This window comes from Pseudomonas sp. AC242, from assembly GCF_979258655.1.
On record NZ_OZ409873.1, the window covers coordinates 2,146,569 to 2,171,664 of the forward strand.

The following is a 25,096-nucleotide window of genomic DNA, read 5'->3' on the forward strand; positions in this document are numbered from 1 at the left end:
TCTTCAAATAACTGATCTAAAAAAAGAGATTGATGTCTCTTTATAGAGACTCAAGCAATCCCCAGCGCCACCATTTTCTTGTACAACGTCGACCGCCCGAGTCCCAGCCGAGCCGCTGCCTCGGGCACGTTCCCCGCACATTGCGCAAGAGCTGCCTGGATCAGTTGTCGATCAAAACGCTCCCGCGCCTGAGCGAATGTCTCTTCAGCCAGCGCCTCTATCGTCGGCACGGTCGCACGTTCAACCGGCGTCAACGTGCCAATCGCCGCGCGAATATCCTGCTCGGTCAGCATCAAGTCATCACTGAGCAACGCCGCCCGTTCCAGCACATTGCGCAGCTCGCGAATGTTCCCCGGCCAGGCGTGTTGCCCGAGCAGTTCGAGAGCATCACGGTGCAGCTCATGCTGACTGCGCAGCTCTTCAAGGATCGCTTCGCTGAGCGCCGGCAGATCATCGAGACGCTCACGCAATGGCGGCACCTGAATCGGCAACACATTGAGGCGATAGTACAAATCGGCGCGGAACTCACCGCGTTTGATCGCCGCTTGCAGATCGGTCGAGGTGGCGGCAATCACACGCACATCGCTCTGAATCACCTCGTTGGAGCCGACCGGTTCGAACTCCTTTTCCTGCAACACGCGCAGCAGCTTGCTCTGCAAGGGCAGCGGCATGTCGCCAATTTCGTCGAGAAACAACGTGCCGCCCTGGGCGATCTGCAGCTTGCCGGTGCGGCCCTTGCGGTCGGCGCCGGTAAACGCACCGGGTGCCGTGCCGAAAAATTCTGCCTCCAGCAGTGCCTCGGGAATCGCCGCGCTGTTGATGCTCACAAAGGCTTTGTGTGCCCGTGGCGAGGCACTGTGAATCGCCTGGGCCAGCAACTCTTTGCCAGTGCCGGTCTCGCCGAGCAGCAACACCGGCGACTCGGCACTCGCACTGCGCCGGGCACGGCGTTTGACTTCGAGGCTGGCGGCGCTGGTGCCGATGAAATGGGCGAAGTTGTACTTGGTCTGTCGGGCGCGCAGCAGAGAACGGGTCGAGGCCAGTTCTTCCTGCATGCTCAAGTAGCGTTTGAGCATCGGCGACAGCGTGCGCAACTCGTCGAACAGGGCAAATCCGATCGCGCCGATCACCGTGCCGGCGTCGTCATGGATCGGCAGGCGCATCACCACCAAAGGCTCTTTTGGCGTGTCTTGCATGTCCAGAAGAATAGGGCGGCCGGTGCGCACCACTTCCCGCAACAAGCTGCCGGGAATCACGCTTTCACAGGGTTTGCCGATCGCGCCTGCTGCCGATTCAAGACCGAAACGCCGGGCGTAACGCTCGTTCATCCAGACGATGTTGGCATCGCGGTCGACAATCACCGTGCCTTCGCTGGACTGCTCGATGATCTCGAACAGCGAACGGATCGCGAGGGTGCGAACCCGTTGGTAGTCCTTGAGGCTTTCGGTGGTGTTCATCTGGCGGCTGGTCCGGAATTTGAGTTGTTGATGCGGGCCTCTTCGCTGGCAAGCCAGCTCCCACAGGGTTCTCGGTCGTTCACACCTGTTGTGTACACCGCAGCCCCTTGTGGGAGCTGGCTTGCCAGCGATGGCCGCGACTCGGTTTCACGTCGATCCCCGATTATGCCTACCCCGGATGCGCCGCCGCCAACAGCTCTTTGGTATACGGATGCTGCGGTGCATCAAACACGTCATGGCTGGCACCACGCTCGACCACTTTGCCATCCTTGATCACGATCATGTCGTGGGCCAGGGCGCGCACCACCGCCAGGTCATGGCTGATGAACAGATAGGTCAGACCGTGTTTTTCCTGAAGCTGGCGGAGCAGGGCGACCACTTGTTTCTGCACCGTGCGATCCAGCGCCGACGTTGGTTCGTCGAGCAGGATCAGTGCCGGTTTCAGCACCAGCGCCCGAGCGATGGCAATGCGTTGGCGCTGGCCACCGGAGAACTCGTGTGGGTAGCGATGGCGACTCTCGGGGTCGAGGCCGACTTCTTTAAGCACGCGGATCACTTGTTCGTCGCATTCATCAGCGCTCGACTCGCAGTGCACTTCCAGGCCTTCGCTGATGATCTGCGCCACTGACATGCGCGGGCTGAGACTGCCGAACGGATCCTGAAACACCACCTGCATTTGCCGGCGCCACGGCCGCATCTGCTTCTGATTGAGGCCGTCGAGCGCCTGGCCCTGAAAGCGGATACCGCCCTCGGAGTCGAGCAAACGCAGGATCGCCTGACCCAGCGTCGACTTGCCTGAGCCGGACTCGCCGACGATGCCGAGGGTCTTGCCACGCTGGATGCTCAGGCTGATGCCATCCACCGCCCGCAGGTATCGCTTGCGCTGAAACAGACCGCCACCGACGACAAACTCAACCTTCAGGTCATCGACCTCCAGCACGTTTTCGCGTTCATCCCGGGGCAGGGCTTCGCCTTCGGGTTCGGCGTTGAGCAGCACGCAGCTGTAAGGATGTTTCGGCTCGGTAAACAGGGTTTCGCAGGGCGCCTGTTCGACGATTTCCCCGGCCTTCATCACGCACACGCGCTGGGCAATACTGCGCACCAGATTGAGGTCATGGCTGATCAGCAGCAGCGACATGCCCAGGCGTTGCTGCAGGGATTTGAGCAGCAGCAGGATCTTGCGCTGCACCGTCACGTCGAGCGCCGTAGTCGGTTCATCGGCGATCAATAGCTCCGGTTCGCAGGCCAGCGCCATGGCGATCATCACCCGTTGCCGTTGGCCGCCGGAGAGTTGATGCGGGTAAGCCTTGAGGCGTTCCTTGGGTTTCTGGATGCCCACCAGTCCCAGCAGTTCGAGGATCCGCGCTTGCGCCGCTTTGCCGCCGAGGCCACGGTGCAGCAGCAAGGTTTCGCCGATCTGCTTTTCAATGGTGTGCAGCGGATTGAGCGAGGTCATCGGCTCCTGAAAGATCATGGCGATGCGGTTGCCGCGCAACTCGCGCAAGACCTTGGGATCGGCGCCGATCAGTTGCTGTCCGCGATAGCGAATGCTGCCAGTGGTTTGCGCTTCGCTTTCGGGCAGCAATTGCAGAATCGAATGGGCGGTCACCGATTTGCCCGAGCCCGATTCGCCCACCAGCGCCAGACATTCGCCGGGGCGGATGTCCAGACACAGGTCGCGCACCACGTTCTGGCCATGGAAGGCGACGTTGAGGTTACGGATTTCAATCAGGTTGTCAGTCATGGCCACGCTTCATGATCGAGGGTCGAACGCGTCGCGTAACGCTTCGCCGATGAACACCAATAAAGAAAGGATCAGCGCTAAGGTGAAAAACGCTGTCAACCCAAGCCACGGTGCTTGCAGGTTCTGTTTGCCCTGACCGATTAACTCACCCAGCGAGGCACTGCCAGCAGGCATGCCGAAACCGAGAAAATCCAGCGCAGTAAGGGTGGAAATCGCCCCGGTCAGAATGAACGGCAGGTAGCTCAGTGTCGCATTCATGGCGTTGGGCAGAATGTGCCGGAAGATCACCTTGCGGTCGCTCAGGCCCAGCGCGCGGGCGGCTTTGACGTATTCCAGGTTGCGTCCGCGCAGGAACTCGGCGCGCACCACATCCACCAGTGCCAGCCACGAAAACAGCGCCATGATCCCCAGCAACCACCAGAAATTCGGTTCAACGAAACCGGAGAGGATGATCAACAGATACAACACCGGCAACCCCGACCAGACTTCCAGCACGCGTTGCCCGAGCAGGTCGACCCAGCCGCCGTAGTAGCCCTGCAAAGCCCCGGCGGCGATGCCTATGAGGGCGCTGACAAACGTCAGCATCAAGGCAAACAGAATCGACACCCGTGCGCCGAAAATCACTCGCGCCAGTACATCTCGCGATTGATCGTCGGTGCCCAGCCAGTTGACCGACGTCGGCGGGCTCGGCGCCGGTTTGTTGAGATCGTAGTTTGGTGTGTCGTCACTGAATGGAATCGGTGGGAACAGCAACCAGCCGCCGTCCTTGCGAATCAGCTTCTGCACATAGTCGCTGCGGTAATCGGCCTGGAACGGCAGTTGCCCGCCGAACTCCTGCTCGGTATGCCGCTTGAACACCGGGAAGTACCATTGGCCCTGATAGCTGACGACCAAAGGCTTGTCGTTGGCGATCAACTCACCACCCAGTGTCAGCACAAACAGGCCGATAAACAGCCACAGCGACCACCAGCCACGGCGGTTTTTCTTGAAGCGTTCGAAGCGCCGACGGCCCAGCGGCGAAAGCTTGAACATCAGGCGTTCCTCGCGGCGAAATCGATACGCGGATCAACCATCGTGTAACACAAGTCACCGACGAGTTTTATCAGCAGGCCGAAAAGGGTGAAGATGAACAGCGAACCGAACACCACCGGGTAATCCCGCGAAACCGCGGCTTCGTAGCTCATGCGCCCGAGACCGTCGAGGGAGAAGATCACTTCGATCAGCAAGGAACCGGCGAAGAACACGCTGATGAACGCCTGCGGGATGCCTGACACCACCAGCAGCATCGCGTTGCGGAACACATGTCCGTAGAGCACGCGACGTTCGCTCAGACCTTTGGCGCGCGCGGTGACCACGTACTGGCGAGTGATCTCATTGAGAAACGAGTTTTTCGTCAGGATGGTCAGTGTGGCGAAACCACCAATCACCAGCGCCGTGACCGGCAGCACCAGGTGCCAGAAGTAGTCGGCAATCTTGCCGAGAGTCGACAGTGATTCGAAGTTGTCCGAGACCAGGCCACGCACCGGAAACCAGTTCAATGACGTCCCGCCGGCGAACACCACGATCAGGAACATCGCAAACAGAAACGCTGGCATCGCGTAACCGATGATGATCGCCGTGCTGCTCCAGATATCGAAATGACTGCCATGGTGCACAGCCTTGCGGATTCCCAACGGGATCGACACCAGATAGGTGATCAGCGTCGCCCACAGCCCGAGGGAAATGGTCACCGGCATTTTTTCCAGGATCAGGTCGGTGACCGTCGCGCCACGAAAGAAGCTCTTGCCGAAATCCAGTTGCGCGTAGTTCTTCAACATCAGCCACAAGCGTTCGTGAGCCGGTTTGTCGAAGCCGTACTGTTTTTCGATGTCCTTGATCAGTTGCGGATCGAGACCGCGACTGGCGCGGGAAGTACCGCTCATGGTTTCGCTGGCACCACCGCCGACACTGGCGCCGCCGATCCCTTGCAGGTGGGCGATGGCCTGTTCCACCGGACCGCCGGGCGCGGCCTGGATGATCACGAAATTGACCAGCAGGATGATCACCAGCGTCGGGATGATCAGCAGCAGGCGCCGCAGTATGTAACCCCACATCAGTGCGGTCCTCCGGGTCTGCCACGGCCGATCTTCTCGGCCGTCATCTGTTGATTGGTCAGCGGCGTGCTGCTGATTTCCCACCAGCTCTCGATGGCTTCGTCATTGCTGGCTTGCACCGACGGTATGCCGAAGCGGTTCCACCACACGGTCGAGGTGCCCGGTGGATAGTAGTTGGGAATCCAGTAGTAATTCCATTGCAGAACGCGGTCCAGAGCATGGGCGTAGCGCAGCATGTCGGACTGCGTGGAGGCGCGGATCAGACCGTTGATGAGCGTATCCACGGCAGGGTTTTTCAACACCATGTAGTTGTTCGCGCCCGGGTCGTTGGCCGATGCGGAACCGAAGTAATTGAGCAACTCGCCTCCCGGTGAAGTGCTGACCGGATAGCCGGTGACGATCATGTCGTAGTCACGACTCATCAGGCGATTGACGTATTGCGAAGAGTCGATGCGGCGAATGTTCAGGTCGATGCCGATCTGTTTCAGCGTGCGCTTGTACGGCAGCAGCAAGCGGTCCATGCCGTTCTGGCTGACCAGGAAGGTGAAGGTCAGCGGCTCGCCCTGGGCATTCACCAGTTGATCGCCATCCGGTTTCCAGCCAGCCTGTTCGAGCAATTCGAGGGCCTGTAATTGTTTGTCGCGGATCAGGCCGCTGCCGTCGGTTTTCGGTGCTTCAAAGACTTTGCTGAAGACTTCATCGGGAACCTGACCGCGCAGCGGTTCGAGAATTTTCAGTTCCTGCGCATCGGGCAATTCGCTTGCGGCCAATTGCGTGTTGGAAAAGTAGCTCTGCTGACGGATATACATGCCGCGCATCATCTGCCGGTTGCTCCATTCGAAGTCCCAGAGCATGGCCAGGGCCTGGCGCACGCGGCGATCGGCGAATACAGGTTTTTGCAGATTGAACACAAACCCCTGGGCCGACTGGGGCGCCTCGGTGGCCAGATGCGCTTTTTGCAGGCGTCCGTCGCTCAGTGCGGGGCTGTCGTAGCCGATCGAGTAGCCGGTGGCCGAGAACTCGCGGTTGTAGTCATAAGCACCACCGCGCAGCACTTGCCGGGCGACGTCGGTATCACCGAAGTACTCGATGCTGAAATGATCGAAATTGTAGAGGCCGCGACTGACCGGCAAATCCTTGCCCCACCAGTCGGCGTTGCGCTCAAAGGTGATGCTGCGCCCTGAATCGACTTTGCCGACTCGATAAGGGCCGCTGCCCAGGGGTGGTTCATACCCGCCACCCCCGGCGAAATCGCGGCTCTTCCACCAGTGCTCGGGAAATACCGGCAGGGTCGCGACGTCCAGTGGCAGGGTGCGGTTTTCATTGCTCTTGAAGTCGAAACGCACGGTCAACGGGCCTTCCACTTCGACGCCTTTGACGTCAGCAAATTGGGTGCGATAACGCAGGCTGCCCTGGGTCATCAATAAATCGTAGGTGTAGCGTACGTCTTCGGCGGTAATCGGCTTGCCATCAGCAAAACGTGCCTTGGGATTGATGAAAAATCGCAGCGACAGACCGTCATCCGAGCGCTCCATCTTTTGCGCGACCAGTCCGTAAACCGTGTAAGGCTCATCCAGCGAACGCTGGGCCAGCGGCGAATAGAGCAAACCATCGATCTGGGTGACGCCGATGCCTTTGTCTATATAAGGAAGAACATGATCGAAGTGGCCGATTTCGATGGCCGAGCGGCGCATCGTCCCGCCCTTGGGCGCTTGCAGGTTGGTGTAGTCGAAGTGACTGAAGCCGGCAGCGTACTTGGCGGGTTCGCCATAAACAGTCAGCGCGTGTTGCGGTGCAGCGTTCGCGCCGGTGGCGCCCGTCAGCAGGGCGAGGGCGGTGAGCATCAATGTGGGGAAAACCAGTCGCATCGTCAGCCTTGGAACCGGGAAATCGATAAGCGCAAGTTGTACGCGAGAGGCGCGCCAGTCGCCAGCCGTATGTGTAACTGAAACACAACGGCCCACCAGAAGGCGGGCCGTTGATAAGCAATCAGGCGACGGATCAGTCCTGACGGCTGGTGACTTCCAGCAGGTGATAACCGAACTGGGTTTTCACTGGACCTTGCACGACGTTGATTGGCGCGCTGAAGACCACGGTGTCGAATTCCTTGACCATCTGGCCAGGACCGAACGAACCCAGATCACCGCCCTGGCGGCTGGACGGGCAGGTGGAGTTGGCTTTGGCAACTTCGGCGAAATCAGCGCCACCTTCGATCTGGGCCTTGAGTTCGTTGCACTTGTCTTCGCTGGAAACCAGGATGTGGCGGGCAGTGGCTTTAGCCATGGGGAAACTCTCCAATCTATTTCAGTAAAGTGTGGAGCCTACCGGATTCAGTGGGCGAATTCTCGGCAAAGTTCCGTTCGATTGTCCGCAGCTTTGCTCAGAGATTGGCGGCGTGCAGACGTTCGGCGTGTTCAACGTACAGTTCAATCGGGTCGGGCAGGGTCGTGATGGGACTGGCCGTGCGGCGCAGGCTGCCCAGATGGTCCAGCGGATAGTCGGAGCGGATAACCTGCCCCAGATGAGAACTGAAGCGACCGACGAAACCGTCATTCTGCTGGGTCTCGGTCATGAAGTATTGCGATAGCGCATGGCAAATGTTCCGGGTCGGATCGAGTGTCGATGGACTGTCAGCCGGCAGGACGCCGCTCCATGAGTAATAACGCACACCATTGACTTGCTCCGCGCCGTGGCCGCCCCAGCTCCCGGGCAACCCTTGAGGAAACTTGTCGTTGAAATCGCCCACGCCTTCGGTAGTCAAGGCATTGAGTGCCGCCAGCGCGTTTTGCGGCAATCTTGCACTGCCACTGAGCAGCGAAAGAAAGTTGCCGAACAGGGTCGCAACATTCTGTGCGACCGCCTCGGGCAGTCGCCCGGGCACCAGTGCCTTGCGCAGAAAGTCGGCCAGCTCCGAACCGTGGTTCGGACCGCTGACAGAAGTCACCGAGGCTACCGCGTGTGGCGCAAGCGCCGCAGCGTATCGGGCAGCCAGTGCGCCCTGGCTGTGTCCGATGAGATTGACTTTTTCGGCACCTGTGCCCCGCAATACACGATCAATCTGTGCAAGCAGTTGTTCACCTCGTATTTCGTTTTTGTGGGTGGCAGAGAGGTGCGGAACAAACACTCGGCTGCCGCCGGCTTTCAGCGCGTTCTTTACGTCATGGAACAGCTCGAAATGACCAATGCGCTCAAATCCGAACAGGCCATGTACCAACAGGACGGGATAACGAGTTGAAGCATTCCGTTGCATGTTCTTACCTTTTTCGCAGAAGTTCATCGGGGAGTACCGAGGCCACTCTAAAACACTCGTCCCGTTGACGAAGTAAGAAGAGGCTTCTCTTGGCCGTTGAATCTGGACTAGGTGCTGTACGAATTTTCAGATACTTATGAAATCCGAATCGGAAGTTGCGGCCATCTTTCGCCCGGTTGATAGCGGTTTTGTGCAGTTTGCCTACCCAGTTGGAGGCCTTTGCCGGGAACCTGCGGCGGATCGGGCTGACATCGAAAATGTGAGAGGGCGGGTTAAATGTTGGCTGTCGACGCCGTCCACCGATACGGCGTTTTTTCCAAGGAATGGAGCCACCAATGCACACGCATGAAGTCGAGTTTTGCTACCGGATGCGTCACCCCGTCAGTCCCTGTGTGGCGAACGAACTGCTGCCAGCGGCAACCCTGGATTGTCTGGAGGGGGCGGTGCTGGACCCTTCTCTTGGCAAGGTCGTTGCCCGTATTGCCCCTTATGCAAACATGACCTGTGGCGATCAGTTGCTGTTGAGTTGGGACGGTCTGGATATAGAGGGCTTTGCTTATCAGCATGAAATGGTTCGTTATGTCAGCGAAGCCCAGGTCGGCAAGGATGTCGTTTTCGTTATCAAAGGCATGCACATCGCGGCGCTGGATGGCGGCTCGCTGGAGGTCTACTGGAAGCTGCTCAGTGCGGGCGCGTCCGTCCCTGCGCTATCTGCACGGGTGCAATTGTCTGTGGGAGATACTCCGCCGCAGTTGCTTGCACCAGTTGTCGAGGGGGCGATAAGGGGAACACTGGATCCGGAGCGAGTGACGGAAGGCACGCTAATCGTGATCCAGCCTTACGCCCGAATGGCGGTGGGGGATCGGGTCAGGTTGCTGTGGGGCGCTGACGCACTGCCCGCAGCGTTCAGCGACAGCTTGAAGGTTGAAGCCTGTGCTGTCGCTGACGTGCTGTCGTTCTGGGTTGACGGGGCGCACATCGCAGCGCATCTCGGTGGCGAAGTGATGGTGAGCTATCGAGTCGAGCAGGCCGGTGGAGCAGTGCGAAAATCCGAGGTGACAAAAATCCTCGTCGCTCCGCTCCTTCGTGGTGAACTGGATGCTCCCGACGTGCTGGAAGCTGAAAATGGCGTGTTGCTGAAAGAGGATTCAGTCGATGGTGTCACCGTGGTGATCGGTAATGCCCAGACGCAGGAAGGTGAGCTGGTTTATCTCAAGTGCGACGGCGATCTTTTCAACCACCGGGATGACCGTGAGATCACTCGGGAGACGGCGGGAAAGCCGCTGATCTTTATCGTGCCACACCGGTTCTGGCGTGAGCACCATGGCACGACTGTGCGTGTGGCCTACACGGTTGAACGTCTGGACGATGTCAGTCAGGCATCGGCGGTGGCGCAGGTGCAAGTGGAGGCATAGCGGGAACGTGGCCAGCCCTCCGGATTGCACTGAATCTGGAGGGCAAGCCTGGTTGTCAGGCTTTTACCTGTGCCGCCAGGCGTTGTGCGGCGTCAAGGAGCAGGTGTTCCGTTGCGCTGAAACCGAGGCAGCCATCGGTAATCGACACCCCGTAACGCAGGGACTCGCTCAGTGGCTGGCAGCCTTCGAACAGGTGCGATTCAATCATCATGCCGATCAGTGCGCGATCACCTTGCAGGCGTTGCTCGAGCACTTCGTTGAATACGCCTGGCTGGCGCAATGGATCTTTGCCGCTGTTGGCGTGGCTGCAGTCGACCATGATTCGGCCTGGAATCTTCAGTCGGTTCAGGTCAGCGTGGATTTTTGCCACGCTCTCGCGATCATGGTTCGGCCCTTTATGGCCCCCACGCAATACCAGATGAGTGTCGGGGTTGCCTGGCGTTTGAATGATGGCCGGATGACCTTGGCTGTCGACGCCGAAATGCCGGTGCGGATGGGCTGCCGAACGCATGGCGTCAACCGCAATGGCTGCGCCGCCGTCGGTGCCGTTCTTGAAGCCGACCGGCATGCTCAAACCACTGGCCATCTCCCGGTGAATCTGCGATTCAGTGGTGCGGGCGCCAATGGCCACCCAGCTCAACAGGTCATCGAAGTAGCCGGCGGCCATCGGTTGCAGCAATTCTGTGGCCACCGGCAAGCCGAGACGGATCATTTCCAGCATCAGCTCGCGTGACAGAGTCAGGCCGCCAGCCATGTCATCGCTGCCGTCCAGGTGTGGGTCGTAGGCCAGACCTTTCCAGCCGACCGTGGTGCGTGGTTTTTCGACGTAGGCGCGCATCACCAAGAGCATTTCGCCGCTGACTTCTTCAGCCAGTCGAGCGAGTTTGCCCGCGTATTCGAGTGCCGATTGCGGGTCGTGGATGGAGCAGGGGCCAACGATAACCAGCAGTCGCGGATCTTGGCCATTGAGAATGGCACGAACCGCCTGGCGGTGGTTGGTGACTTGCAGGCTTAAGGCATTGCTCAGAGGCAATTGCTGTTTGAGTTGCAACGAGCTGGGCAGACGCAGGGTCAATGCTTCGTTGGCAGGGTTCAGGGTGGACAGTGGCAGAGCAGAAACGGACGAGTTCATATTCGGTCTTCCTGGGCTGGCGGCGGGTTCTTCCCGCGCACTCGGCCCTACTGGGGTGTTCGACAGTTGGCCGTATTGGCTATATGTGTGTGCTTGCCACCTGTAGGTGACCGATCGGAGGCGGCAGGCTGTCCCGAGCGGAAGCTGGTAAATCGCCAGGCGCTAAAGCTGTCGTAACGGTAATAAGTGGCGTAGTTCATTTCGTGAATCCTCAAAGTGTCTGGTGTGTTGCTGAAAAAGTGGGGGGCTGAAAAAACAAAACCCCCGGTCGGGAGGCCGACCGGGGGTTGAGAATTCTCTGGTAGGCGACCCGTTTTTATGGGCGCCGTTTTGGTATCAGGCGCGCCAGTGGCTAAACCAATACCCAAAATAAAAGCTGATCGGAGCGCAAACGTCATTCATCCGGGCAGCCGCAACCGAGCGCAGGGCGCTGGCGGTACGAAGCTGTGAGAGGGCGCTGAACATGGTCTGTCTCCGATGAATGGGCCGAGCTTACTAGAGGCTGATACGCCTCAGCAATCAGAAATTGCTATCGCCTGATCAACAAAACGCCTATTGCTAGAGTCACGCAAGAGTGGTGACACTCTGTGCTTTGCTTGATTGCCAAGGATGAAACGTGTCGACATTGACTATTGCTGCTGCCCAGACCATTTCCATCGCCGGTGATCTTTCTGCAAACATTACCCGGCATGGTCGCTTCATTGAGATCGCTGCGCAGCAGGGCGTCGAATTGCTGGTTTTCCCCGAGTTGTCGCTGACTGGCTACGAGGGAGAGGTGGCGGCAGCTTTGGCGATAGACCCGCAAGATGCCGTGCTGCAACCTCTGAGGGATTTGGCCCGAGCGCTTGGTATAACGACCGTCGTCGGCATGCCGATTCGGCTTGAAGACGGTGCTTCGGTTTTGATCGGTGCCCTCGTCCTGGGCGCTGATGGCTCGCTCGGCGTGTACAGCAAGCAGCATTTGCACTCGGGCGAGGAGCTTGTTTTTGCCCCAGGTGTCGGCGGGTCGACGCTGAACATTGGCGGCGAAGTGATCGCATTGGCGGTGTGCGCCGATTTCTCACATGCCAGCCATGCTGCAGCGGCCGCTGATCAGGGCGCTGGCTTGTACGCGGCCGGTGTATTGATCAGCGAAAAAGGGTACGCAGCCGACACAGCAATACTTCAGGGTTATGCCCGGCAACATTCGATGGCTGTGTTGATGGCCAATCACGGCGGGCTAACCGGTGGATGGCAATCCGCAGGGCGCAGTGGCATCTGGTCTGAAGATGGTTCGTTGGTCGTTGCGGCGTCAGGGGCGGGCGATCTTCTGGTAATCGCCGAGCGCCACGAGGGTGGATGGCAGGGGCGAGTAGTTCCTGTTGTGCAAGCCTGATGACATTGCGCTTACGTCTCGCAAGTCCAGAGGATCTGGCGTTTGCCCGCGATCTCACCTGTCAGAACATGCTGCGCTACTACATTCACCATGACCTGTTATGGCAGGACGAGGCGTTTGACGTGGCGTGGTCGGGGCGGCAGAACTGGCTGATAGTGCAGGGTGATGTGCCGGCAGGTTATCTCAGCCTCAGCCGGGATATGCGCGCGTTGTACATTCGTGAACTGCAGATTGCTGAAGCGTTTCAGGGGCGGGGCCTGGGTTCCTGGGCGATTGATCAGGTTATCGAGATGGCTCGCAAAGAAAAGCGTCCGGCTTTGCGGCTGACCGTATTCGAAAATAATCCGGCGAGAAACTTGTATGAAAGAAAAGGCCTACAGGTTCAGGGCGCGGACGAGTGTTTTCTGCGAATGCAGCTTGATATCAGTACACATGTGCTCTGAAACCCACGGCCGGCAAGCCTTCAATGATGAATTGAAACTTTTTAAATGATGCTTTCCGCTAGGTCTGTGTGGCTCTTTTTGCTAAGGTGTCCGGCATCCCAATATGACCATATCGCGAGGTGTCTGCTTGATTAGGGTGCTAGTGGTCGATGACCATGATCTCGTTCGTACAGGCATTACACGTATGCTGGCCGATATCGATGGCTTGCAGGTGGTTGGCCAGGCCGAGTCCGGGGAAGAGTCCCTGATCAAGGCCCGAGAGTTGAAGCCCGATGTGGTGCTGATGGACGTCAAGATGCCTGGCATCGGCGGTCTGGAAGCCACGCGCAAACTGTTGCGCAGTCATCCGGACATCAAGGTGGTCGCGGTTACGGTGTGTGAAGAGGATCCTTTCCCGACACGCTTGCTGCAGGCGGGTGCCGCGGGTTATCTGACCAAAGGCGCGGGTTTGCCGGAAATGGTCCAGGCCATTCGCCTGGTGTTCGCCGGCCAGCGCTATATCAGTCCGCAGATTGCCCAGCAATTGGCGATCAAGTCCTTTCAGCCGTCCAATGATTCGCCCTTCGACGCCTTGTCCGAGCGGGAAATTCAGATCGCCCTGATGATCGTTGGCTGTCAGAAGGTACAGATCATTTCCGACAAGTTGTGTCTGTCGCCGAAAACCGTGAACACCTATCGCTACCGTATTTTCGAGAAGCTTTCGATCAGCAGCGACGTCGAGTTGACACTGTTGGCGGTTCGTCACGGCATGGTTGATGCCAGCCTCTGACCATGACTGACACATTCGATTCCGGCGCGTTTCTGTCGACAGTCAGCGGGCGCCCGGGCGTCTATCGTATGTTCGACAGCGATGCACGCCTGTTGTACGTGGGCAAGGCCAAGAACCTGAAAAAACGCTTGGCCAGCTATTTTCGCAAAACCGGTCTGGCGCCCAAGACTGCCGCGTTGGTGGGTCGCATTGCGCAGGTCGAAACGACCATCACCGCCAACGAAACCGAGGCGCTGCTGCTTGAACAGACGCTGATCAAGGAGTGGCGGCCGCCGTACAACATCCTGTTGCGCGACGATAAATCCTATCCCTACGTATTTCTGTCCGACGGCCAATTCCCGCGTCTGAGCATTCATCGCGGGGCGAAAAAAGCCAAAGGCAAGTACTTCGGCCCCTATCCGAGTGCCGGCGCCATACGTGAAAGCCTGAGTCTGCTGCAAAAGACCTTCTTCGTTCGCCAGTGTGAAGACAGCTATTACAAGAACCGCACCCGTCCCTGTCTGCAGTATCAGATCAAACGCTGCAAAGCGCCTTGCGTGGGGTTGGTTGAGCCTGAGGTTTATGCCGAAGACGTGCGTCACTCGGTCATGTTCCTTGAGGGGCGTAGTCACGCGCTGACCAACGAATTGTCGACTGCAATGGAAGAGGCGGCAATCAACCTGGAGTTCGAGCGAGCTGCCGAGTTGCGCGATCAGATCGCGCTGTTGCGCAGGGTCCAGGATCAACAAAGCATGGAGGGCGGCACGGGAGATATCGATGTCATCGCGGCATTCGTCAATCCGGGCGGTGCCTGCGTGCACTTGATCAGCGTCCGTGGTGGGCGCGTGTTGGGCAGCAAGAATTTCTTTCCGCAAGTCGGTATCGAAGAGGATGTTTCGGAAGTCATGGCCGCGTTTCTCGGCCAATACTTCATCAGCAGCCCTGAGCGCGATTTACCGAGCGAGCTGATCGTCAACGTGGTGCATGAAGACTTTCCAACTCTGATTGAAGCGATCCATGAGTTGCGTGGTCGCGAGCTGGCCATCAGTCACCGGGTGCGCGGTACGCGTGCGCGCTGGCAGCAACTGGCCGTCACCAATGCCGAGCAGGCGTTGGGCGCGCGCCTGGCCAACCGTCAACACACTGCCGCGCGGTTTGAGGCCTTGGCCGAAGTATTGAACCTGGATGAGCCGCCGCAGCGCCTGGAATGCTACGACATCAGTCATTCCAGTGGTGAGGCGACGGTCGCGTCTTGTGTAGTGTTTGGTCCGGAAGGCGCGATCAAGTCGGACTACCGGCGCTACAACATCGAAGGGGTCACGGCGGGAGACGACTATGCCGCCATGCATCAGGCCCTGACGCGTCGCTTCAGCAAACTCAAGGAAGGCGAGGGCAAGTTGCCGGACATCTTGCTAGTGGACGGTGGCAAGGGCCAGCTGTCGATGGCACGAGATGTTCTCAACGAATTGGCCGTGCCGGACCTGATCCTCCTCGGTGTTGCCAAAGGTGCTACGCGCAAGGCGGGCTTCGAAACGTTGTATCTGAATGATGCAGCGCATGAGTTCACCTTGCGTGGCGATTCGCCGGCGCTGCACCTGATTCAACAGATCCGCGATGAGGCCCACCGCTTCGCGATTACAGGACACCGCGCACGCCGCGGCAAAACCCGCCGTACGTCAACGCTGGAAGGCGTTGCCGGCGTCGGGCCGACCCGACGTCGCGACTTGTTGAAACATTTTGGTGGATTGCAGGAGCTGTCTCGTGCAAGCATCGAAGAGATCGCCAAAGCCCCGGGGATCAGTAAAAAGCTCGCAGAGTCGATTTATGCAAACCTGCATAGCGAGTAGAATGCCCCTTCACCTCGTAGCCAGTTGTGCCGATGAATATCCCTAATCTGATTACCGTTCTACGCGTCCTGCTCATTCCGATCTTCATTTTGCTGTTCTATCTGCCTTACCAGTGGAGTTACATGGCCTCCGCCTCGGTGTTTGCCTTTGCGGCAGCGACGGACTGGCTGGACGGTTATCTGGCCCGTCGTCTGGAGCAAAGCACGCCTTTCGGTGCGTTTCTCGATCCGGTCGCCGACAAACTCATGGTTGCGGTGGCACTGGTACTGCTGGTCCAGGAACACGGCAACCTCTGGCTCACTCTGCCGGCGGCTGTCATCATCGGTCGCGAGATTGTGGTGTCGGCCTTGCGTGAATGGATGGCCGAACTCGGCGCCCGTGCCCACGTCGCCGTTTCCAATCTCGGCAAATGGAAAACCGCAGCGCAGATGCTCGCACTGGTAATCCTGCTGGCCAATCCTAAAGACTTCAGTTTCTGGGTTATCCTGGGTTACGCCTTGCTGATGGTCTCTGCTGGCCTGACATTGTGGTCGATGGTTCAATACCTTCGTGCCGCCTGGCCGCACCTGAAGACCGATGTTGAAAAGAAATAAAACTTTTTTGAATCAAGGGGTTGACGGAGCTTCTTAATTCTATAGAATGCGCATCACCAAGCGGGAATAGCTCAGTTGGTAGAGCACGACCTTGCCAAGGTCGGGGTCGCGAGTTCGAGTCTCGTTTCCCGCTCCAATTTGTACAGTGTTTGTTGTTGTGCTACTGACAGCAAATACTTTGAGGCCGAGTAGCAAAATGGTTATGCAGTGGATTGCAAATCCACCTACGCCGGTTCGATTCCGACCTCGGCCTCCACTATAAACAAGCTCCGTAGATCCATGATTTACGGAGCTTTTTTATTTGCACTGCGCTGCAAGATTTAGTCTTGAAAAACGGCCATTGCGAACTTGCTTCACCGGGAAGTGATGTATATATTTCCCGCACTACTGTTCAAGGCTGGATCCTGTCAGGATCGCTACCGTGCAGCAGAACACAGCAACACCGCGCTACCGCCCGAATGGCGAAACTGGTAGACGCATGGGACTTAAAATCCCCCGCTCGTAAGGGCGTGCCGGTTCGATTCCGGCTTCGGGCACCATCTTGAATCAAGGGTTTGCGGGCGAAAGCTGATGCAAACCCTTGTTTGTTTCCGGGTCTCAATCCAGATCGTAAGCGCGCTGAAGTTGGTGCAATCCCATCCCTTGGGCTTGCAGGCAAAGGTGTGTGGAGGCCGTTGGCTGCTATCGGCAGTTTGCAGGCGTTACGAATAAGAAGCCCGGACGTATCCGGGCTCGTCGGGGAAAATTCAGCGCGAATCCACTTCTTTCGAAGAGCGAGAGGAAGATCTTTCAATCCGTCTCCGAAGCCAGCTGAAGATCGCGTGCACCGGGTGTAGGAAGGCGGTAAGCACGCCTATGAGCATGATGATGAAGATGGCAACAAGCGGGATGCTTTCGTGCGAGAACATGGTGGGTTACTCCTGTAGTCACTATGTCGGAACCCGCAGCCTAGACGCATCGAGCCATGTTTTCGATGAACGTATGTTCATCCTTCGGTGCCTCATTTGTGCTAAGGCGAGGCTCTCCAGATTGGCGGGATTGAGTCCATGTGGATGTTCGGACGACGCCGCGCGGTACCTTGAATATTAAAGGCCTGCATGAGTTTTCTCATGCAGGCCTTTTTTGTGCCTTGCTTATACGCGCTGCTAGACGAATGCTTGCCCGCTAAAGCCGCGAGGCAAGCGCTGAAGGCCGGCCATGGCGGTCAGGCGCTCGATCCACTCTGCGCGCCAATTTGTTGCGCCGTGCAAGGTTTTGGCCTGACGGGCCATGCGGCGGGTGGCGTTGCGCTGATCCTTTCGTGCCTGCTTGTAGGCATCGGTATTGCGGCAACTGCGGCACTTCACGCGATTGAGTTCGCGACTTGCCGACAGTTGTTTGCCTTTGTGGCCGCAGGCCAGATGCCCGTCGACGCTGAAATGGGTAACCATGACTGTCTCCTTTGCGACATGTATAAGTTATGACAACTTACGAACTGCAACCGTTCGCCGTTTGGGCATTGGCAAAAAAACACCCGCATGCGGGCGGGTGAGGGCGTTACTTTGCAAAGGAGTGATTTCACTGTAGTCGCGCGGATGTATTGGTCATGTGAAAAACTGGAAAAAGAAACATAGCGGCCAGACACATGCGCGGTGACCCATGTGTCACCGCTAATGAGCAAATTCCTGAAACCCTGGCCGGGTCGAGGTCATCTGAACCGAGGCAGTGGCCGATCAAGGGGTTTGAGCGCCGACAGCGTATTGCGAATCAGCGGAGCATCTTTCTCGATGTCGTTCAGCCGGTCACGGATGCGCAGGGCGGTTGGATGTCCGCCTTGGTGGTCGACCCAGTCGGCGATCTCTTTGCAGGCGGCCGCAAGGCGCGCTTGCCGAGCGTCGAGCAGGGTGAGGAGGGTGGTGATGGACTCTTTTTCGGACATGGAACACCTCCGTTCTATGAAACCTGAGCTGCAGCAAAAAGCCCGCGTGTTGCGAGCCTTCTGCCGTGGGGTGCTGCTCCTTCAGCTGGTTTCAGTATAGACCCGCTTCTGATCGGCATCAGCCGGACGGCGCGCGGGCCGGTAGTGGGGAACTGGCTGCGTTGAGACGCCTGCATTCGCGCTGCGCGTCCTGCTCTGCGTCGAAGCCGTCGCCGATAAAACCGCCGGTGCGAGTGTCGCAGATGCGAAACCAGCCAGTGGCTTCGGCGGGATCATGTTGACTGTCTCCGGCGCGTCGACCGTGAATGATGATCTTGTTGCAACGCTTCACGACGAAAATGTCTTCCATGGCGTCACCGCAGCTGATTCGTGTCAGATCAACTATAGAAGCCCTTGGCAATCGTGCAAAAAATAGACAGCTCAGCTCGTCGGTTGCCAGCGCCAGCCTTCGCGGTGCCAAGTCAAATGATGGCTTGGGTTTAACGCCTCTAGAAACGCCTGATCGTGGGACACCGTGATAATCGCTCCGGGAAATGTCCGCAAGGCTTGTTCGAAGGCCTGCACCGACGCCAGGTCCAAATGATTGGTGGGCTCATCCAGCAGCAGTAGTTGTGCTGGTGTCTGGCGCCACAGCGCCAGCGCGAGCGCGGCTTTCAAGCGTTCACCACCACTGAGTGAGGCGCAAGGTCGGGTGATACGCTGCGCATCCAGTTGCAGTTGAGCGAGGTAACTGCGCAGCGTCCCTTCGCTCAAAGGCGTCTGCTGTGTCAGCAATTGATCGACAATAGATGCATCAGGATCCAGCAGTTTCAGCTGTTGATCGAGAAAGGCAAAAGGCACATGGGTGATGCACTCGCCACTCACGGGTGCCCACTCGCCAGCCAGCAATCTCAACAGCGTTGATTTGCCGCAACCGTTAGGACCGCTGACAGCAATGCGCATCGGCCCTTGAATGGCGAGGTCAAGCCGAGAGCTGGGCGCGTCTGCCGACAACCATGGCAAACAGGCGTCGACGAGTGTGCACACCCGGCGATTATCTGGAACCACGCTGCCCGGCAAATTGATCAGCACGCCGTCGTCCAGCGGGACCTTGGCGTAAGCCTCACGAACGCGTTCATCCAGTTCGGATTTGCGTACCTGATGGCCAACCTTTGTTTGCCCCGTGATGTCCCGCGCGGCCGCTTTCATCGCCGCCCGTTCGAAGGCAGAAACGTTGGCAGTTTGCGCATTGCGCCGGCTGCCAGCCGCGTGGCGTTGAATCGTATCGTGCTCGCGTTGCAGTCGCGTGCGTTCGCGCTGACGCTCGGTACGGGCCTGATCGAGTTGTGCCTGCGCGGCTTGTTGATGTATCCGGCGCTGCTCGGTGAACGCCGAAAATCTTCCGCTGAAAACAGTTGCCCCCAGCGGTGTAAGTTCGACGATTCGCTGCATGTGCTCCAGTAGTTGCCGGTCATGGCTGACGACAATCAGTCCGCCCTGCCAGCGATCAAGTGCGCTCATCAGCCACTGTCGACCGGCAGTGTCGAGGTGATTGGTGGGTTCGTCGAGGACGAGCAATTGCGCCTGACTCAGCAACGCGCCGATCAAGGCAATTCTGGCTTGCTGGCCACCGCTGAGGTTTTCGGTCAGGTCCGTCGCGGTGATATCGCTCATCCCGGTCTCATCAAGTATTTCACGCAAGCGTTCGCTCAGGTCCCAGCGTTCGCCGATGAGATCGAAATCTTCGCTTGTGGCACAACCGAGTTGCAGTCGCTCCAGTGCGCGGAGCACCGTGGCTGTTCCTGTGGCGTCAGCTACGGTTTGTCCATGTGTGGTGACCAAGGTTTGCGCGACATAGTGCGCGGACGCTGAACGTGCCACGCTGCCGAAATCAGGCTGCAAATGCCCGGCAATCAAACGTGCGAGCACACTCTTGCCGACACCATTGCGCCCGACGATAGCGGTCGGTTGACCATCGAAGTTCAGGTTCAGGGCTTCGAAAAGCGTTGCGCCATTGGCGAACTGAAAGCCCAGTTGATTCAGGGAAACGAGTGCGGCTGTACGCGAGACGTGAGTCATCGGCACCTCCAAAAAATGTCGTGAACACTGACAAGCGCCGAGAGCGGCCTGTCGCGATTACATTTTTAGAAGGCTGGATTGTTCACTTCTGCGGTCGTCCGGGGAGGAGGAGAAGGTCGCTAGCCTAGATGACGTTTTGCCGTGGATCAAGGGGCTTCGGTCATCTCGCTCATTTGTTCGAGAAACATCGCCAATGCCACTTCCTCGGCACGCAGGCCCTTGCGCACACGCGGCCGGGGCAGTTCAGCGAGGGCGCCGAGCATGAATTTCTCCACCACCGCGGGGTGGATGTAGCACTTGCGGCACACCGCCGGGGTGTTGCCCAATTGCTTGGCGACGCCTTTGACCATCTCCACCACATGCCGCTTGGCCTCCGTCTCGGATTCCCATTGCAACTCGCGCAACACCGCCAGCGCCAAGGCACTGCCCGCCCAAGTGCGGTAATCCTTGGCGGTGAAATCGGCGCCGGTCAGAGTTTGCAGGTAGGCGTTGACGTCGGAAGAGCTGACGGTATGTCGTTCGCCGTTTTCATCCAGGTACTGAAACAGGTTCTGCCCGGGAATCTCCAGGCAACGTTTGATGATGCGGGCCAGGCGTCGATCCTTGACGGTGATCTGGTGTTCGATGCCGCTTTTGCCGCGAAACTGGAACAGGATCGCGCTGCCGTTGACCTCGACATGTCGGCTGCGCAGGGTGGTCAGGCCGTAGGAACGATTGTCGCGGGCGTATTGCGTGTTGCCGACGCGAATCAGTGTGGCGTCGAGCAGCGTGATCACCGTGGCCATGACCTTGTCACGACTGAAACCGGGTGCGTCCAACAGTGCCTCCAGTTGTTTGCGCAATTTTGGCAACGCCAGACCAAACTCGCGCAGGCGTGAATACTTGTCGGCATCGCGCACTTCGCGCCAGCGAGCGTGATAACGATATTGCTTGCGGCCACGGGCATCACGGCCGGTGGCTTGCAGGTGGCCACGCGGGTCCGCGCAGATCCACACGTCGGTGTAGGCGGGCGGCACGGCGAGGGCATTGATGCGTTTGATTTCGTCGGTGTCGGTTATGCGCTGACCTGACGGTTCGAAGTAGCTGAACTTGCCGCGCAGCTTCTTGCGGGTGATACCGGGCTGGGTGTCATCGACGTAATGCAGATCGGAGGGCAGTTCGGCAATCAGCTCGGTGTCGGGCATGGCGGTTTCCTTCAATGGCGCGGCGGTCTGTAAAACGATTGACCGCGCGCCGTTGCCGTCGTGCCGAATGATTCAGGCGAGAACCGCGACCGCTTTGATCTGCGCCCACAATGACTGGCCCGGATGTACGCCCAACTGATCTCTGGAGTAGCGCGTGATGCGCGCGAGCAGCGGGGTGCCGCCGGCATCGAGACGAATCAGCACGTGAGCGGCGTTGTCTGCCGATTGTTCGCTGACCACCGTCACCGGCAGTCGATTGAGAATGCTGCTGACCTCGCTGTTGTGCAGGGTCAGGCTGATATCGCGAGCGTGTACCTTGCAGCGCAGGGCCTGACCCACTGCCATCGGCGCGTGCGTGACACGGATGCTCATGTCGGTGGCCGGCAATTGCAGACTCAGCAATTGATACTCCGCATCGTAAGCACTGACCTGGCCTTCAATAATTACACCCGCGTCATCGCCCATCGCCATCGGCAGGTCCAGACGCGCAAGGGTTTCGCCGATCGGGCCGCTGGCCAGCGCCTTGCCTTCGCTGAGCAAGACCAGATAATCGGCCAGCCGTGCGACTTCATCCTGGGCATGACTGACGTACAGCAGCGGAATATCCAGCTCGTCATGCAGGCGTTGCAGGTAAGGCAGGATTTCACTTTTGCGCTGACTGTCGAGCGCCGCCAATGGCTCGTCCATCAATAGCAGCTTCGGGCTGGTCAGCAACGCGCGGGCGATACCGACTCGCTGGCGTTCGCCCCCCGACAAGTGCTGCGGATGGCGTTCGAGCAGATGACCGATGCCCAGGAGCTCGGTGGCTTGCGCCATGTCGACCCGACGCTGGGATCTGGCGATACGCTTGAGGCCGAACTGCAGATTGGCCAGCACCGACAGGTGCGGGAACAGGCTGGCTTCTTGAAACACATAGCCGAGCGCACGTTTGTGCGGCGGGACTAAAATGCCGTTGGCGCTGTCCTGCCAGATTTCGTCGTTGATCCGGATAAAGCCTTGTTCGGCGCGCTCAAGCCCGGCGATACAGCGCAGGCAGGTGGTTTTACCCGAGCCGGAATGCCCATAAAGCGCGGTCACGCCACGCCCCGGCAAGTTCAGGTCGACGTCGAGGCTGAAGCCCGAGTAGGCAATGTTAAGACGTACATCAATCATCACTCAGCTCCAGCCTGCGCGGGTTTTGCGACTGGAGTACAGCGCCAGCAACACCAGAAACGAGAACACCAGCATCGCCCCGGCCAGCCAGTGCGCCTGTGCGTATTCCATCGCTTCGACGTGGTCGTAGATTTGTACGGAAACCACGCGGGTCTTGTCGGGAATGTTGCCGCCAATCATCAGCACCACGCCGAATTCGCCGACGGTATGGGCGAAGCCAAGAATAGCTGCGGTGATAAAGCCGGGGCGCGCGAGCGGCACAATCACGCTGAAAAAAGTGTCCCACGGGTTGGCTCGCAGGGTAGCGGCGACTTCCAGTGGGCGGGTGCCGATCGCCGAGAACGCGTTTTGCAACGGTTGCACCACGAATGGCATGGAATAGATCACCGAACCGATCACCAGGCCCGTGAAGCTGAAAGTCAGGGTGCCCAGACCCAGCCATTGGGTGAATTGGCCGAGAAACCCGTGCGGGCCCATCATCAGCAACAGATAGAAACCGATGACGGTCGGTGGCAACACAAGGGGCAGGGCTACGATCGCGCCGATCGGGCCGCGCAACCACGAACGGGTGCGCGACAGCCACAGGGCAATCGGAGTGCCGACAACCAGCAGGATCGCGGTGGTCAGGGACGCCAGTTTCAGGGTCAGCCAGATCGCCGCGAAATCGGCACTCGTCAGCGACATTTACAGCTGGTATCCGTAAGACTTGATTACCGCAGCGGCTTTCGGGCCTTTGAGGTATTCAACCAAGGCTTTGGCAGCGGCGTTGTCTTTGCCTTTATTGAGGATCACGGCGTCTTGCTTGATCGGGTCGTGCATGCTCGCAGGGACGATCCATGCCGAACCGCTGCTGACTTTGCCGTCCTTGAAAATTTGCGACAGGGCGACAAAACCCAACTCGGCGTTGCCGGTCGAAACGAATTGGTAGGCCTGAGTAATGTTCTGGCCTTCAACGATCTTGGCTTTGGTGGTTTCGGTCAGTTTGAGTTTTTCCAGCACTTGTGTGGCTGCCAGGCCGTAGGGAGCCGCTTTCGGGTTGGCGATGGACAGGTGCTGGTACTCGTTGTTTTTCAGCACCTCGCCCTTTGCATCGACATAACCTTCTTTCGCCGACCACAGCGCCAGAGTGCCGATGGCGTAAGTGAAGCGCGAACCTTTGACGGTGTCGCCTTCTTTTTCGAGTTTTTCCGGGGTGGTGTCGTCAGCGGAGAGGAACACTTCGAACGGCGCGCCGTTCTTGATCTGGGTGTAGAACTGGCCAGTGGCGCCATAGGCAGCCACCAATTTGTGCCCGGTGTCTTTCTCAAAATCGGCGGCGATGGCCTGGATCGGCGCGGTGAAGTTGGCTGCAACCGCCACCTGCACCTCATCAGCCTGAGCAGCGCCAATGGCGAAGACGGCGAGTAAAGAGGCCAGGCAGGTAGGGGCAAAACGTGGGGCACGAATGGTCATGTAACAGCTCCGTGTTGGCGAGTGCAGAGGGCGCTTTTGTTGGACGTGGACTGCGCCGATGCGAGGGGGTGAATTCGCTATATAGCGAAATATATAGCGAAATGCCGCCAAACGGGAAGCGTTGCTTAAAAGCAGAGTGAGGATGCTTGAATCCTCACTCTGGTTAGCGTCACTGGCGAGTGAGTTTTGCCAATGCACCTTCGGCCAATTGCCGGGTCAGCTCAGCGCTGCCGATGTCTTTACCGAGAGTGAATGCCTGACCGGCCCAGAGGTTGGCAAACTCTGTTTCGTTGATCGCTCGCAGTGGCATCAGTGCACCACCGGCCAAGGGAAATGCCGGTGCCTTCGACGACATCGGACCCAGCTCGCGCATGACGCGGTTGAGAATACCCCGCGCTGGTCGCCCGGTGAAAATATTGGTGATCGCTGTTTCGCTCTCTTTGGCGGTGCGCAGTGCTTTGTGGTGAGCGGCGCTGACTTTCGCTTCCGGCGTGAACAGATAGGCTGTGCCGACCTGCACTGCTGAAGCGCCCAACAAGAATGCCGCTGCCACACCGCGAGCATCGGCGATGGCCCCGGCAGCAATCACCGGCACTTTCACCGCATCGACCACCTGAGGCACCAGGGCAAACGTGCCGACCTGACTGCTCAGATCATCGCTGAGAAACATGCCGCGATGGCCGCCGGCCTCGTAGCCCATGGCGATGATCGCGTCGCAACCGTTCTGCTCCAGCCAGATCGCTTCATCGACAGTGGTGGCCGAGGACAGAATTTTCGCCCCGGTCGCCTTGACCCGATCCAGCAGGGATTTCTCTGGCAGACCGAAGTGGAAACTCACGACCTCAGGTCGAAATTCTTCCAGCACTGCGCAGGCTGCCGCATCGAACGGTGCTCGGTTCGACACCGGCGTCGGTGCGTCGAAATCGGCGCCCAGTTCGCGGTAGTACGGTTCCAGCAAATGCTTCCATTCACGCGCGCGCTGCTCATCGGCCGGCCGTGGCTGATGGCAGAAGAAGTTGACGTTGAAGGGCTTGTCGGTGTGGTGGCGAATGGTCTTCAGCTCTTCGCGCAATTGCTCGATGCTCAGCATCGCCGCCGGCATCGAACCCAGGCCACCGGCATTGCACACCGCGATGACCATGGACGAATTCGTCGCACCGGCCATCGGGCCCTGGATGATCGGCAGTTCAATGCCGAGCAGGTCAAGAAGGCGCGTGTCTGGCCATTGGCTCATG

General features: G+C 58.6%; 23 protein-coding genes and 3 tRNA genes. 9 read left to right on the top strand and 17 right to left on the bottom strand.

Features of this window, described 5'->3' with window-relative positions; genetic code table 11:
- Positions 1 to 50 precede the first annotated feature (50 nt).
- The 7 genes from ACZZ0A_RS09770 to ACZZ0A_RS09800 form a co-directional block, all read right to left on the bottom strand.
- Positions 51 to 1,457: a sigma-54 interaction domain-containing protein gene (locus ACZZ0A_RS09770; protein WP_007912311.1), complete on the bottom strand. Its 1,407-nt coding sequence runs from the start codon at positions 1,455 to 1,457 to the stop codon at positions 51 to 53.
- A gap of 169 nt (positions 1,458 to 1,626) precedes the next feature.
- Positions 1,627 to 3,201, bottom strand: coding sequence for an ABC transporter ATP-binding protein (locus ACZZ0A_RS09775; RefSeq protein ID WP_463542960.1), 1,575 nt, complete (start codon positions 3,199 to 3,201; stop codon positions 1,627 to 1,629).
- 9 nt (positions 3,202 to 3,210) lie between these two features.
- Complete coding sequence (locus ACZZ0A_RS09780) at positions 3,211 to 4,233, bottom strand: ABC transporter permease (protein ID WP_007912307.1); 1,023 nt, start codon at positions 4,231 to 4,233, stop codon at positions 3,211 to 3,213.
- Positions 4,233 to 5,294 (bottom strand): microcin C ABC transporter permease YejB, encoded by a 1,062-nt coding sequence (locus ACZZ0A_RS09785; protein WP_007912305.1) that lies wholly within the window; start codon positions 5,292 to 5,294, stop codon positions 4,233 to 4,235. Before ACZZ0A_RS09785 ends, ACZZ0A_RS09780 begins: the two co-directional genes overlap by 1 nt.
- Entirely contained in the window at positions 5,294 to 7,162 is a 1,869-nt protein-coding gene (locus tag ACZZ0A_RS09790; protein WP_463542961.1) for an extracellular solute-binding protein, read from the bottom strand. The genes ACZZ0A_RS09785 and ACZZ0A_RS09790 overlap by 1 nt, the downstream gene beginning before the upstream one ends.
- Positions 7,163 to 7,295: 133 nt before the next feature.
- Positions 7,296 to 7,577 carry a peptidylprolyl isomerase gene (locus ACZZ0A_RS09795; protein ID WP_007912303.1) on the bottom strand — a complete coding sequence of 94 codons (282 nt, stop codon included), beginning with the start codon at positions 7,575 to 7,577 and terminating at the stop codon, positions 7,296 to 7,298.
- A gap of 97 nt (positions 7,578 to 7,674) precedes the next feature.
- On the bottom strand, positions 7,675 to 8,544 hold the full coding sequence (locus ACZZ0A_RS09800; protein WP_095113419.1) for a lipase family alpha/beta hydrolase: 870 nt from the start codon (positions 8,542 to 8,544) through the stop codon (positions 7,675 to 7,677).
- Positions 8,545 to 8,879: 335 nt separating this feature from the next.
- Here ACZZ0A_RS09800 and ACZZ0A_RS09805 point away from each other — a divergent pair, with 335 nt between their 5' ends.
- Positions 8,880 to 9,959: a hypothetical protein gene (locus tag ACZZ0A_RS09805; protein ID WP_095113358.1), complete on the top strand. Its 1,080-nt coding sequence runs from the start codon at positions 8,880 to 8,882 to the stop codon at positions 9,957 to 9,959.
- A gap of 55 nt (positions 9,960 to 10,014) precedes the next feature.
- Here the strand turns inward: ACZZ0A_RS09805 and ACZZ0A_RS09810 are convergent, their stop codons facing one another.
- On the bottom strand, positions 10,015 to 11,091 hold the full coding sequence (locus ACZZ0A_RS09810; RefSeq protein WP_007912298.1) for a 3-deoxy-7-phosphoheptulonate synthase: 1,077 nt from the start codon (positions 11,089 to 11,091) through the stop codon (positions 10,015 to 10,017).
- Positions 11,092 to 11,707: 616 nt separating this feature from the next.
- On the opposite strand from ACZZ0A_RS09810, the gene ACZZ0A_RS09815 reads away from it, so the two are divergent.
- The 8 genes from ACZZ0A_RS09815 to ACZZ0A_RS09850 all read left to right on the top strand — a co-directional run bounded on the left by ACZZ0A_RS09815 (position 11,708) and on the right by ACZZ0A_RS09850 (position 16,636).
- On the top strand, positions 11,708 to 12,466 hold the full coding sequence (locus ACZZ0A_RS09815) for a carbon-nitrogen hydrolase family protein (RefSeq protein WP_463542962.1): 759 nt from the start codon (positions 11,708 to 11,710) through the stop codon (positions 12,464 to 12,466).
- The gene (locus tag ACZZ0A_RS09820; RefSeq protein ID WP_007912292.1) at positions 12,466 to 12,909 is read left to right on the top strand and encodes a GNAT family N-acetyltransferase; all 444 of its coding nucleotides are present in this window, start codon (positions 12,466 to 12,468) and stop codon (positions 12,907 to 12,909) included. The genes ACZZ0A_RS09815 and ACZZ0A_RS09820 overlap by 1 nt, the downstream gene beginning before the upstream one ends.
- Before the next feature lie 127 nt (positions 12,910 to 13,036).
- Positions 13,037 to 13,678 (top strand): response regulator transcription factor GacA, encoded by a 642-nt coding sequence (gene gacA, locus ACZZ0A_RS09825; RefSeq protein ID WP_016984198.1) that lies wholly within the window; start codon positions 13,037 to 13,039, stop codon positions 13,676 to 13,678.
- 2 nt (positions 13,679 to 13,680) lie between these two features.
- Positions 13,681 to 15,504, top strand: coding sequence for an excinuclease ABC subunit UvrC (gene uvrC, locus ACZZ0A_RS09830; protein ID WP_038368253.1), 1,824 nt, complete (start codon positions 13,681 to 13,683; stop codon positions 15,502 to 15,504).
- Positions 15,505 to 15,536: 32 nt separating this feature from the next.
- Positions 15,537 to 16,097: a CDP-diacylglycerol--glycerol-3-phosphate 3-phosphatidyltransferase gene (pgsA, locus tag ACZZ0A_RS09835; protein WP_007950102.1), complete on the top strand. Its 561-nt coding sequence runs from the start codon at positions 15,537 to 15,539 to the stop codon at positions 16,095 to 16,097.
- A 60-nt stretch (positions 16,098 to 16,157) separates the two neighbouring features.
- A tRNA-Gly gene (locus tag ACZZ0A_RS09840) sits at positions 16,158 to 16,233 on the top strand.
- Positions 16,234 to 16,279: 46 nt separating this feature from the next.
- Positions 16,280 to 16,353 (top strand) — tRNA-Cys (locus ACZZ0A_RS09845).
- A gap of 196 nt (positions 16,354 to 16,549) precedes the next feature.
- Positions 16,550 to 16,636 (top strand) — tRNA-Leu (locus tag ACZZ0A_RS09850).
- A gap of 606 nt (positions 16,637 to 17,242) precedes the next feature.
- On the opposite strand, the gene ACZZ0A_RS09855 is transcribed toward ACZZ0A_RS09850, so the two are convergent.
- The 9 genes from ACZZ0A_RS09855 to ACZZ0A_RS09895 all read right to left on the bottom strand — a co-directional run bounded on the left by ACZZ0A_RS09855 (position 17,243) and on the right by ACZZ0A_RS09895 (position 25,095).
- Entirely contained in the window at positions 17,243 to 17,527 is a 285-nt protein-coding gene (locus ACZZ0A_RS09855) for a hypothetical protein (RefSeq protein WP_414894905.1), read from the bottom strand.
- 257 nt (positions 17,528 to 17,784) lie between these two features.
- Positions 17,785 to 18,015, bottom strand: coding sequence for a hypothetical protein (locus tag ACZZ0A_RS09860; protein WP_007912278.1), 231 nt, complete (start codon positions 18,013 to 18,015; stop codon positions 17,785 to 17,787).
- Positions 18,016 to 18,133: 118 nt separating this feature from the next.
- A complete protein-coding gene (locus ACZZ0A_RS09865) occupies positions 18,134 to 18,364 on the bottom strand; it encodes a hypothetical protein (RefSeq protein ID WP_007912276.1) in 231 nt (76 codons plus the stop codon).
- Between the two features lie 71 nt (positions 18,365 to 18,435).
- Positions 18,436 to 20,073 carry an ATP-binding cassette domain-containing protein gene (locus tag ACZZ0A_RS09870; protein ID WP_463542963.1) on the bottom strand — a complete coding sequence of 546 codons (1,638 nt, stop codon included), beginning with the start codon at positions 20,071 to 20,073 and terminating at the stop codon, positions 18,436 to 18,438.
- A 146-nt stretch (positions 20,074 to 20,219) separates the two neighbouring features.
- Positions 20,220 to 21,257 (bottom strand): DNA topoisomerase IB, encoded by a 1,038-nt coding sequence (locus ACZZ0A_RS09875; RefSeq protein ID WP_123375104.1) that lies wholly within the window; start codon positions 21,255 to 21,257, stop codon positions 20,220 to 20,222.
- A 72-nt stretch (positions 21,258 to 21,329) separates the two neighbouring features.
- Positions 21,330 to 22,409: a molybdenum ABC transporter ATP-binding protein gene (gene modC, locus ACZZ0A_RS09880; RefSeq protein WP_463542964.1), complete on the bottom strand. Its 1,080-nt coding sequence runs from the start codon at positions 22,407 to 22,409 to the stop codon at positions 21,330 to 21,332.
- Between the two features lie 3 nt (positions 22,410 to 22,412).
- The gene (modB, locus tag ACZZ0A_RS09885; protein ID WP_007912267.1) at positions 22,413 to 23,093 is read right to left on the bottom strand and encodes a molybdate ABC transporter permease subunit; all 681 of its coding nucleotides are present in this window, start codon (positions 23,091 to 23,093) and stop codon (positions 22,413 to 22,415) included.
- A complete protein-coding gene (gene modA / locus ACZZ0A_RS09890) occupies positions 23,094 to 23,861 on the bottom strand; it encodes a molybdate ABC transporter substrate-binding protein (protein ID WP_007912266.1) in 768 nt (255 codons plus the stop codon). It abuts the gene before it with no gap.
- A 169-nt stretch (positions 23,862 to 24,030) separates the two neighbouring features.
- Positions 24,031 to 25,095 carry an NAD(P)H-dependent flavin oxidoreductase gene (locus tag ACZZ0A_RS09895; protein ID WP_463542965.1) on the bottom strand — a complete coding sequence of 355 codons (1,065 nt, stop codon included), beginning with the start codon at positions 25,093 to 25,095 and terminating at the stop codon, positions 24,031 to 24,033.
- Position 25,096: the final 1 nt, after the last annotated feature.

Coding starts and splice junctions, on each gene's coding strand:
- ACZZ0A_RS09795 (WP_007912303.1), bottom strand. CDS start 7,577: ATGGCTAAAGCCACTGCCCGCCACATCCTGGTTTCCAGCGAAGACAAG.
- pgsA (WP_007950102.1), top strand. CDS start 15,537: ATGAATATCCCTAATCTGATTACCGTTCTACGCGTCCTGCTCATTCCG.
- ACZZ0A_RS09805 (WP_095113358.1), top strand. CDS start 8,880: ATGCACACGCATGAAGTCGAGTTTTGCTACCGGATGCGTCACCCCGTC.
- ACZZ0A_RS09855 (WP_414894905.1), bottom strand. CDS start 17,527: ATGGTTACCCATTTCAGCGTCGACGGGCATCTGGCCTGCGGCCACAAA.
- ACZZ0A_RS09870 (WP_463542963.1), bottom strand. CDS start 20,073: ATGACTCACGTCTCGCGTACAGCCGCACTCGTTTCCCTGAATCAACTG.
- ACZZ0A_RS09785 (WP_007912305.1), bottom strand. CDS start 5,294: ATGTGGGGTTACATACTGCGGCGCCTGCTGCTGATCATCCCGACGCTG.
- ACZZ0A_RS09875 (WP_123375104.1), bottom strand. CDS start 21,257: ATGCCCGACACCGAGCTGATTGCCGAACTGCCCTCCGATCTGCATTAC.
- ACZZ0A_RS09865 (WP_007912276.1), bottom strand. CDS start 18,364: ATGGAAGACATTTTCGTCGTGAAGCGTTGCAACAAGATCATCATTCAC.
- ACZZ0A_RS09780 (WP_007912307.1), bottom strand. CDS start 4,233: ATGTTCAAGCTTTCGCCGCTGGGCCGTCGGCGCTTCGAACGCTTCAAG.
- modC (WP_463542964.1), bottom strand. CDS start 22,409: ATGATTGATGTACGTCTTAACATTGCCTACTCGGGCTTCAGCCTCGAC.
- ACZZ0A_RS09790 (WP_463542961.1), bottom strand. CDS start 7,162: ATGCGACTGGTTTTCCCCACATTGATGCTCACCGCCCTCGCCCTGCTG.
- ACZZ0A_RS09895 (WP_463542965.1), bottom strand. CDS start 25,095: ATGAGCCAATGGCCAGACACGCGCCTTCTTGACCTGCTCGGCATTGAA.
- ACZZ0A_RS09860 (WP_007912278.1), bottom strand. CDS start 18,015: ATGTCCGAAAAAGAGTCCATCACCACCCTCCTCACCCTGCTCGACGCT.
- ACZZ0A_RS09820 (WP_007912292.1), top strand. CDS start 12,466: ATGACATTGCGCTTACGTCTCGCAAGTCCAGAGGATCTGGCGTTTGCC.
- ACZZ0A_RS09810 (WP_007912298.1), bottom strand. CDS start 11,091: ATGAACTCGTCCGTTTCTGCTCTGCCACTGTCCACCCTGAACCCTGCC.
- modA (WP_007912266.1), bottom strand. CDS start 23,861: ATGACCATTCGTGCCCCACGTTTTGCCCCTACCTGCCTGGCCTCTTTA.
- modB (WP_007912267.1), bottom strand. CDS start 23,093: ATGTCGCTGACGAGTGCCGATTTCGCGGCGATCTGGCTGACCCTGAAA.
- ACZZ0A_RS09800 (WP_095113419.1), bottom strand. CDS start 8,544: ATGCAACGGAATGCTTCAACTCGTTATCCCGTCCTGTTGGTACATGGC.
- uvrC (WP_038368253.1), top strand. CDS start 13,681: ATGACTGACACATTCGATTCCGGCGCGTTTCTGTCGACAGTCAGCGGG.
- ACZZ0A_RS09775 (WP_463542960.1), bottom strand. CDS start 3,201: ATGACTGACAACCTGATTGAAATCCGTAACCTCAACGTCGCCTTCCAT.
- ACZZ0A_RS09770 (WP_007912311.1), bottom strand. CDS start 1,457: ATGAACACCACCGAAAGCCTCAAGGACTACCAACGGGTTCGCACCCTC.